Source organism: Methylibium sp., from assembly GCF_013817365.1.
Taxonomy (GTDB): domain Bacteria; phylum Pseudomonadota; class Gammaproteobacteria; order Burkholderiales; family Burkholderiaceae_C; genus Methylibium.
In genome coordinates this window covers 1-9,806 of the sequence record NZ_JACDCU010000111.1, presented here as the reverse complement: position 1 = coordinate 9,806, position 9,806 = coordinate 1, and the positions used below count along the sequence as shown (strand labels likewise).

Here is a 9,806-nt window from a genome sequence, read left to right as displayed (position 1 = left end):
CCTCGGCGCCGCGTGCGCCGGGGGTGATCCAGTCGAGCACCCAGGCGCGAGCCGGCAGGGCGGCTTCGGCTGGTGCCGACCAGCAGCTTTCGCAGTCGGCGTCGATGAAGCGCTCGACGACGCGCTGGGGCGCCGTGCAGGCAAGCTCGGCGGCCGGCTTGCCCATGCCCGGCCCCATGGCAAGCAATGCCCCGGCTCCTAGAATCCATCGATGCATGCAGCGGATTCTGACGACCTTCTTTCTCTTGCGCCTGCGCCTGTTTCTGCGCGTCTGCTCGAACACCTGAACCCCGAGCAGCTCGCGGCGGTGACCCTGCCCAAGGGCCATGCGCTGATCCTGGCCGGTGCCGGCTCCGGCAAGACGCGCGTGCTGACCACGCGCATCGCCTGGCTCATCCACACCGGGCAGGTTTCGCCGGCCGGCGTGATGGCGGTCACCTTCACCAACAAGGCGGCCAAGGAGATGCTCACGCGCCTGGCCACGCAGTTGCCGGTCAACCCGCGCGGCATGTGGATCGGCACCTTCCACGGCCTGTGCAACCGCTTCCTGCGCGCCCACTGGAAACTGGCCGCGCTGCCGCAGGGTTTTCAGATTCTCGACACGCAGGACCAGCTCTCGGCCGTCAAGCGCGTCATCAAGGGCATGAAGCTCGATGAAGAGCGCTTTGCTGCGAAGCCGTGCACCTGGTTCATCGCCGGTGCGAAGGAGGAAGGGTTGCGCCCGAAGGACGTGCCGGTGCGCGACGAGCTCACCCGCGTGCAGCAGCAGATCTACCAGGCCTACGAAGACCAGTGCCAGCGCGAAGGCGTGGTGGATTTCGCCGAGCTGATGCTGCGCACCTACGAGCTGCTGCGCGATCACACCGAGCTGCGCGATCACTACCAGCGGCGCTTCCGCCACATCCTGGTCGATGAATTCCAGGACACCAACCGGCTGCAGTACGCCTGGCTCAAGATGTTCGCCGGGCCCGAGAGCAACGTGCTGGCGGTCGGCGACGACGACCAGAGCATCTATGCCTTTCGCGGCGCGCTGGTCGGCAACATGGCCGACTTCGAGCGCGAGTTCAGGGTGCAGCAGGTCATCAAGCTCGAGCGCAACTACCGCTCGTTCGGCAACATCCTCGACACCGCCAACGCGCTCATCGCCAACAACTCGCGGCGGCTGGGCAAGAACCTGCGCACCGAGGCCGGGCCGGGTGAGCTGGTGCGGGTGTTCGAGGGCAATAGCGACTTCGCCGAAGCGCAGTGGCTGCTCGACGAAGCGCGCCAGCTCCTGCGCGAAGGCTCGCCCCGGAGCGAGATCGCAGTGCTCTACCGCAGCAATGCGCAGTCGCGCGTGATCGAGAGCGCGCTTTTCAACGCCGGCATGCCTTACCGCGTGTACGGCGGGCTGCGCTTCTTCGAGCGCGCCGAGATCAAGCACGCGCTGGCCTACCTGCGGCTGCTGGAGAACGCCAACGACGACACCAGCTTCCTGCGGGTGGTGAACTTCCCCACCCGCGGCATCGGTGCGCGCACGCTCGAGCAGTTGCAGGATGCCGCGCGCGCCAGCGGACGCAGCCTCTATCAGAGCGTGGGGGCGGTTGCCAGCAAGGGCGGCGCGAACCTGGCCGCCTTCACTGCGCTCATCGACGCGATGCGCGAGGCCACGCGCGGGCTCACCTTGCGAGAAATCATAGAGCACCTGGTCGAAGGCAGCGGCTTGGCCGACTTCTACCGCGCCGAGCGCGAAGGCGCCGAGCGGCTGGAGAACCTGGGTGAGCTGGTCAACGCGGCCGAGGCCTTCGTGACGCAAGAGGGCTTCGGCAAGGACGCCGTGGCGCTACCTGTGGACGAGCAGGGCGCAGCGGCCGGCCAGAGCGGCGCAGGGCTGCGGCCCGGCCAGATCGCTCAGGGTCTGCCCGCCGCGGTGGCGCTGGCCGAGGCGCTGGCACCCGACGCCGAGACCGGCGAGATCATGTCGCCGCTCGCCGCCTTCCTCACCCATGCCGCGCTCGAGGCGGGCGACAACCAGGCCCAGGCGGGGCAGGACGCGATCCAGCTCATGACCGTGCATGCGGCCAAGGGCCTGGAGTTCGACCACGTCTTCATCACCGGCCTGGAAGAGGGCCTGTTCCCGCACGAGAACTCGGCCAGCGATGTCGACGGGCTGGAGGAGGAGCGCCGCCTGATGTACGTGGCGATCACGCGGGCGCGCAAGCGCCTGTACCTGAGCTTCAGCCAGACCCGCATGCTGCACGGCCAGACGCGCTATCACATCAAGAGCCGCTTCCTCGACGAACTGCCCGAAGGCGCGCTCAAGTGGCTGAGCCCGAAGCTCGCCGGCTTCGGTTCCAGTTATGCGCGCGAATACCAGCAGGCCTGGCAGCGCGGCTCGGGGCCGGGCGGCATGGTGGGCGCAGGGCGCATGGCGAGCCGCGAGGCGCCGGCCGCCTTCGAGGCCGCGGCGCGCACCACGCCGCAAGGGCTGCGCTCGGGCCAGAGCGTGTTCCACACCAAGTTCGGCGAGGGCGTGATCGTCACGCTCGAAGGCGTGGGCGCCGACGCGCGCGCCCAGGTCAACTTCGGCCGTCACGGCATGAAGTGGCTGGCTCTGTCGGTGGCCAAGCTCACGCCGATTGAATAGGCGCTGCGCGCTGCGCCCGCGGTCAGCGCCGCGGGCCGCGTTCGCCGGGTGCGCTTGATCGGACTTATCGAAGTGCTGCTTCCGTGAGGGAACGGGCCGGGTATCCCGAGCGTCGAGCCGGCACGCGTACTGTCATCGCGCCGTCACGCCGCGTTCACGAGCGCTTCATGCCGGCTGCTTAGCGTCGTGGGGTCCAGAGCGATTCACCCACCAGTCGCATCAACCCCTGCCGCAAGGAAAGCACCCCCCATGAATAAGCCGGTCGATCTTCCCACTCACCACCTCGTCGGACTCGAAGACGAGATCACCAATGAAACCCGCAACGAGAGTTTCATGGAGGTTCTCGACGCCCGGCTCAGTCGCCGCTCCATGCTGCGTGGCGGTGTGGGCAGTGCCGCCACGGCGGTGCTGGGCGGCGTGGGCGCCAGCGCTTTCGCCCGCGGTCGCGGTCATGAAAGGGACGACGACGCGCACCGTGGACGGGGCGGCAAAGGCAAGGGGCTCAAGGACGACGACGTCATCGAGAAACTGGGCTTCAGCCCGGTGACCAAGAGCACCGCGGACGCGGTCAGCGTGCCAGCCGGCTACACCGCCAGCGTCCTGATCGCACTCGGCGATCCGCTCGATGCGGCAACACCCGAGTACCGCAACGACGGCACCGACACCGACTTCGACCGCCGCTCCGGCGATCACCACGACGGCATGGAGTTCTTCGGTCTGAGCAGGGACGGCCGCCGCGACGCGAACGGCTCCGAGCGCGGCCTGATCGCGATCAATCACGAGGCGACCACCCACCCGCGCGGCTTCCGCCCGTCGATGTTCATCCATGCTGATGGCGGCGACAACAGCGTCGAGCGTCCGGCGGCCGAGGTGGACAAGGAAATGGCCATCCACGGCGTTGCCGTCATGGAGGTGCAAAAGCGTGGGGGTGCGTTTTCCTACGTGCGCCAGTCGCCCTACAACCGTCGCATCACGCCGCTGACCCCGGTCGAGCTGACCGGCCCGCTACGCGGCCATCCGCTGATGATCACGAAGTACGACCCGCAGGGCATCCGCACGCGCGGCACCATCAACAACTGCGGCACCGGCATCACGCCCTGGGGTACCTACCTGACCGGCGAAGAGAACTGGGGCGGCTACTTCACCCGCGGCGCGGGCGACGACGCGGCGCGCAACGACAAGAGCGTGACCTCGCTGAACCGCTACGGCCGCCGGGCCGGTGCCGGCAGTCGCCACGGCTGGGAGACGGCGGTGAGCGCCGATGCCGCCCGGCAGGACGGCTACGACCGCTGGAACATCGGCAAGACCGGCGCGTCGGACGACGGCCGCGACGACTACCGCAACGAGCTCAACGGCATGGGTTATGTCGTCGAGATCGATCCCTACGACCCCGAGGCCGTCATCAAGAAGCGCACCGGTCTGGGCCGCTTCGCGCACGAGAGCGCCGTTTTCGGCCTGAGCAAGCCGGGCCGCCCGCTGGCCGTGTACATGGGCGACGATTCGCAGAACGAGTATGTGTACAAGTGGTTGTCCGAGGCGCGCTGGACGCCCGCCGACGCCATGCCCCGCAGGCGCATGGCCGCCGGCGACAAGTACCTCGACCAGGGCCGGCTCTACGTGGCGAGGTACGACGCTGACGGCACCGGCGAGTGGATTGAACTAACCATCCGCAACCCGCTCATCGCCGCTTACGCGAACTACGCGTTCGCCGACGAGGCCGACGTGGTGGTCAACGCCCGGCTCGCGGCCGATGCCGTGGGCGCGACCCGGATGGACCGTCCGGAGTGGTGCGCCGTGAACCCGGCCAACGGCGAGATCTATCTCACGATGACAAACAACAGCAACCGCAAGATCGATCCGGTCGGCGCCGGTCAATCCCGCGTGGACAGCGCCAACCCACGCAGCTACAGCGACTCCTTCGGTGGGGCTGCGGCCGGCTCGCCGGGCAACATCAACGGCCACATCATCCGCATGGCCGAGCGGCGCGGCGAATCGGACGCCACGTCGTTCACCTGGGACGTGTACCTGTTCGGCGCGGAGGCCGGTGCCGATGCGGGCAAGATCAACCTGTCGTCGCTGACGGATTCACAGGACTTCTCCAGCCCGGACGGTCTGTGGTTCAGCCCGGCCACCGGTATCTGCTGGATCCAGACCGACGATGGGGCCTACACCGACGTGACCAACTGCATGATGCTGGCCGGCGTTCCCGGGCGGGTGGGTGACGGCGTCAAGAAGACCTTGAGCTACACGAAGGCCGATGGCAGCCTGCTGAATGTCGACACCTATGTCGGCAAGAAGCCCGAGCCCCAAACCCTGGCACGCTTTCTGGTCGGTCCCGTCGATTGCGAGATCACGGGCTGCACCGAAACGCCCGACGGCAAGGCGCTGTTCGTCAACATTCAGCATCCCGGGGAAGGCACCCCGCTGGCTGCCATCGGCAACCCCGACGACTATGTCAGCCAGTGGCCGGGCAACGCCGGCTACGGCGCCGGCAAGCGGCCGCGCTCGGCCACCATCGTGATCACCAAGAACGACGGCGGGCGTATCGGCAGCTGAGGTTCACAACGAAAGCCCGCTTTGGCGGGGTTCTTCTTCGAGCCGGCGCTCCGCGCCGGCTTTTTTCATGCGCCTTCGAGCGGCGCCGCATCCGGCCGGTCGGTCTCGAACGAATCGTCGTAGCTGAAGTACAGCGACGCGTAGAACACGGTCGAAAACAGCATGATTGCCGGCAGTGCCGCATGGGCGACGGCCTGGGCCAACCCGAGCAGGGTCAATAGCATCTGCACGACCACCATGAAGCCCAGCAACAGCCCGAACCAGGCCAGGCCGTACAGCGCGAACGCGCCCACGCTGCGCAGGCATGCCAGCATGCTGGCGAAGAGGGCCTTGCCCACCGGCATGTTTTCCCAGAACACCAGCGCTGGTGCATGCCAGAAGACGAGCGACAGCAAGGTCATCAGCACGAGCCGCAGCAGCACGCCGAACTCGAGCATCGGGTCGGTGAGCAGTTCCGGTGTAGCTTCGTTCTCCGCCACCGCCTGCACTGCGGCGGCGAAGCGCCCGCCGTCGACGAGGTGAGCGAGCAGCACCACCGCGATCGCTGCTGCCGCGTACACGCCGCCGAGCTGCAGCAGGGCACGGCGCTGCGGCGGTGCGCGCAAGGGCTGCAGCAGCACACCGGGATGCACGTTGTGCCCAGCTTCCACCTGGCGCGTGGCGATCATGAAGGCGATGCTGGCGAGCGGCATCAGGCCCAGCGCCAGCACCGGACCGAGCAGCGGCAGTTGCAGCAGCATCAGCGCGCCGAAGGCGACCGCTGCAAACATGGCGCTGAGGCCCAGCGGCTGCCGGAAGAACACACGAAAGCCGCCGCGCACCCACTGCAGGCCCTGGCGGGCGCGAACCGTCTTGAGCTTCATCGAATCGTCGCTTCAGGCGTGCTGCGGATGCCAGGGCGTGGCGCTGCGCTCGCGCAGCACGCGCTCGAAATGCGCCGGGTCGTGGGGCACCAGCATGCTGGCCTCGCGCGGCAGGTGCACGTCCCACAGACGCGAGATCCAAAAGCGCAGCGCCGCGGCGCGAAGCAGCGCTGGCAGGAGCCGCACTTCATCGCCGGTGAGCGCGCGCACCGTTTCGTAGGCGTCGACGAAGGCCGCGGCGCGTTGCTCGTCGAGCCGCCCCGAGTCGAGATCGATGCACCAGTCGTTCAGGCACACGGCGATGTCGAAGGCGAAGGCATCGACGCCGGCGAAATAGAAATCGAAGAAACCGGCGAGGCGCGGCTGGCCGTCGGCATCGTTCTCGAACATCACGTTGTCGCGGAACAGGTCGGCGTGGATGGGCCCCCGAGGCAGCGTCGCGTACGAAGCCGAGGCCGCCACGCTGTGCTGAAAGGTCAGTTCGCCGTCGATCAGCGAGCGCTGCGCGTCGGCAAGGAAGGGACGCACCTGCGGCACGGTCTCGTCCCACCAGGCCAGCCCGCGCAGGTTGGGCTGCTGACGCGGGTAATCGGCCGCGGCGAGGTGCATGCGCGCCAGCGCGGCGCCGACCTGCTCGCAGTGCTGCGCGCTCGGCGCCAGCGCATGGCCGCCCCGCAGCCGGTCGACCAGTGCGGCCGGCTTGCCGTGAAGCGCGTGCAGGATGCCACCGCGGGCGTCGGCCTGCGGCTCCGGCACCAGGATGCCGCGCTGCGCCAGGTGCTTCATCAGGTGCAGGTAGAACGGCAGCTGTTCGAAGGAGAGCCGCTCAAACACGGTGAGCACGTACTCGCCGCATTCGGCACTGGCGAAATAGTTGGTGTTCTCGATGCCGGCGCTGATCGGCTCGAGCGCCGTGAGCCGGCCCAGGCCGAGCTGAGCCACGAGTGCGGCGGCTTCGTCGAAGCCGACTTCGGTGAAGACCGCCATCGCGGGCGGCCTAGAAGGACAGCACGCGCCAGACGCTGCGTCCGGCGGATCCCTTGGATGAGTTGGGCCCGGAGCTGGTGTCGCGCCCGGCATCCGGCGCAAGCACCTCGTACTCGGCCGCAAGGGCCCCCTTGGGCCGCACGGTGATGTTGCGCACCGCCCCGCGCACGCGAAGTTCTTCGATGCGCGCGCCCTCGTCCTCGATCACCGTGCGGCGCACGGCCGGCTCGGGAGTCTGCGTCTGCGCTGCCGGCTGTGCCGGTACAGCGGGTTGAGCCGCAACGCCCAAGGGCACGAGGCTCACGGCGACGAGTGACAAAAAGCGCTTCGACATGGCCGCGATTGTAGGCGGGCACCCGGGTGCGGGCGGCCCGAGGCTGCGGCCACAATGCCCGCATGAGTTCCGCACGCGACGACATTTTGCTGCTGGTGGACGGCTCCAGCTACCTCTACCGTGCCTATCACGCCCTGCCCGATCTGCGCAGTCCCGAGGGCGAGCCGACTGGCGCGCTTCACGGCATGGTGGCCATGCTCACCAAGCTGCGCGAGCAGTACCCTTCGGCCCACGCCGCGTGCGTGTTCGACGCCAAGGGACCGACCTTTCGCGACGAGTGGTACTCCGAGTACAAGGCCACCCGCACCGCAATGCCGGACGATCTGGCTCGCCAGATCGCCCCGATCCACGAAGTGGTGCGGCTGCTCGGCTGGCCGGTGATCGAGGTGCCGGGCATCGAGGCCGACGACGTCATCGGCACGCTGAGTTGCGCGGCCTCGAAGCGCGGCCAGTGCGTGGTCGTCTCCACCGGTGACAAGGACCTGGCGCAACTGGTCGACGAGCGCGTGACCCTCATCAACACGATGAGTAACGAGCGGCTCGACGTGGCCGGCGTCATGCACAAGTTCGGCGTCGCGCCCGGCGCGATCGTCGACTACCTGACCCTGGTGGGCGATGCGGTCGACAACGTGCCGGGCGTGGAAAAGGTGGGTCCGAAGACCGCCGCGAAGTGGATCGCCGAACACGGTTCGCTGGACGGCGTGATCGCGGCGGCCGACAGCATCAAGGGCGTGGCCGGCGAGAACCTGCGCAAGGCGCTCGACTGGTTGCCGCTGGGTCGCCGGCTCGTCACGGTGAAGTCCGATTGCGATCTGGCGCTGCCGCTGCCGGGCTGGCCCGACGAATCGGCGTGGCAGGCGCTCACCTGGCGCGAGATCGACCGCGCGGCGCTGCTCGACTTCTACACGCGCAAGGGTTTTCGCAGCTTGAAGAAGGCGCTGGAGGAGCCGACCGGCATTGCGACGAGGACGTTTGCCGCTCCTACAGGAGCCGGCGCGGCGCAGGGCGGCACGGACGCACTGCTGCCCGATGCAGCGACACCGGCACCGCCACTCGAAACGCACTACGACACGGTGCTGAGCCAGGAACTGTTCGACGCGTGGCTCGTGCGCATCCAGGCTGCCGATCTGGTGGCGCTCGACACCGAAACCGATTCACTCGACCCGATGCGCGCCCGCATCGTCGGCCTGAGCTTCTCCGTTCAGCCCGGCGAGGCCTGCTACATCCCGCTGACGCACAGCTACCCCGGCGCACCCGACCAGTTGCCGCTGCGCGCGGTGCTCGATGCTTTGAGCCCCTGGCTCGAAGACGCCGCGCGCGCCAAGCTCGGCCAGAACGTCAAGTACGACGCGCACGTTTTCGCCAACCACGGCATCACGGTGCGCGGCTATGTCCACGACACGCTGCTGCAGAGCTACGTGCTCGAAGCGCACAAGCCGCACAGCCTGCAAAGTCTTGCGCAGCGCCACCTGGGCCGCGAGGGGCTGAGCTACGAGGACATGTGCGGCAAGGGCGCGCAGCAGATTCCGTTCGCGCAGGTCGAACTGACGCGCGCGGCGCAGTATTCGGGCGAAGACAGCGACATGACGCTGCACGTCCACCGCACGCTGTGGCCGCAGCTCGAAGCCGAGCCCCGGTTGCGCGAGATCTACGAGCGCATCGAGATGCCGGCTTCGGCGACCCTGCTGCGCATCGAGCGCACGGGCGTGCTCATCGACTCTGACCTGCTGGCGCGCCAGAGTCAGGCGCTGAGCGTGCGCATGGCTGCGCTCGAACAGGAGGCGCATGGGCTCGCCGGCCAGCCCTTCAACCTGGGCAGCCCCAAGCAGATCGGCGAGATCCTGTTCGGCAAGCTCGGCCTGCCGGTGCGCCGCAAGACCGCCAGCGGCGCGCCCAGCACCGACGAGGAAGTGCTCGCCGAACTGGCCGCCGACTACCCGCTGCCGGCCCGCCTGCTCGAGCACCGCAGCCTGGCCAAGCTCAAGGGCACCTACACCGACAAGCTGCCGCTGATGGTCAACCCCTCGACCGGCCGGCTGCACACCAACTACGCGCAGGCGGTGGCGGTGACCGGGCGGTTGGCGAGCAACGAGCCCAACCTGCAGAACATTCCCATCCGCACCGCGGAAGGCAGGCGCGTGCGCGAGGCCTTCATCGCTCCCCCGGGGCACGTGATCCTGTCGGCGGACTACTCGCAGATCGAGCTGCGCATCATGGCGCACATCTCCGGCGATCCTGGCCTGCTGCATGCCTTCTCGGAAGGGCTCGACGTGCACCGCACGACGGCCAGTGAAGTGTTCAGTGTGCCGATGGCCGAGGTGAGCAGCGAGCAGCGCCGCTATGCCAAGGTCATCAACTTCGGGCTCATCTACGGCATGGGCGCGTTCGGCCTGGCCAGCAACCTCGGCATCGAGCAGAAGGCTGCGCGCGACTACATCGA

The 9,806-nt window shown here is 68.2% G+C and carries 6 protein-coding genes and 1 pseudogene; 3 read left to right on the top strand and 4 right to left on the bottom strand.

Annotation, left to right across the window (positions count from 1 at the left end):
- Nucleotides 1-187 (bottom strand): annotated as a pseudogene (locus H0W38_RS09045) (hypothetical protein); the annotation flags it as partial.
- 24 nt (nucleotides 188-211) lie between these two features.
- On the opposite strand from H0W38_RS09045, the gene H0W38_RS09040 reads away from it, so the two are divergent.
- Nucleotides 212-2,626, top strand: coding sequence for a UvrD-helicase domain-containing protein (locus H0W38_RS09040; protein ID WP_292453026.1), 2,415 nt, complete (start codon nucleotides 212-214; stop codon nucleotides 2,624-2,626).
- 249 nt (nucleotides 2,627-2,875) lie between these two features.
- A complete protein-coding gene (locus tag H0W38_RS09035; protein WP_292453024.1) occupies nucleotides 2,876-5,182 on the top strand; it encodes a PhoX family phosphatase in 2,307 nt (768 codons plus the stop codon).
- A gap of 65 nt (nucleotides 5,183-5,247) precedes the next feature.
- Here H0W38_RS09035 and H0W38_RS09030 read toward each other — a convergent pair whose 3' ends face one another.
- The 3 genes from H0W38_RS09030 to H0W38_RS09020 are packed head-to-tail and all read right to left on the bottom strand — an operon-like array spanning nucleotide 5,248 to nucleotide 7,366.
- A complete protein-coding gene (locus tag H0W38_RS09030; RefSeq protein WP_292453022.1) occupies nucleotides 5,248-6,045 on the bottom strand; it encodes a BPSS1780 family membrane protein in 798 nt (265 codons plus the stop codon).
- Nucleotides 6,046-6,057: 12 nt separating this feature from the next.
- Nucleotides 6,058-7,032, bottom strand: a complete 975-nt coding sequence (locus H0W38_RS09025; protein WP_292453020.1) for a homoserine kinase — start codon at nucleotides 7,030-7,032, stop codon at nucleotides 6,058-6,060.
- Between the two features lie 10 nt (nucleotides 7,033-7,042).
- Nucleotides 7,043-7,366 (bottom strand): hypothetical protein, encoded by a 324-nt coding sequence (locus H0W38_RS09020; RefSeq protein WP_292453019.1) that lies wholly within the window; start codon nucleotides 7,364-7,366, stop codon nucleotides 7,043-7,045.
- Between the two features lie 62 nt (nucleotides 7,367-7,428).
- Here H0W38_RS09020 and polA point away from each other — a divergent pair.
- A partial coding sequence (gene polA, locus H0W38_RS09015; RefSeq protein ID WP_292453018.1) for a DNA polymerase I occupies nucleotides 7,429-9,806 on the top strand: 2,378 nt, incomplete at its 3' end.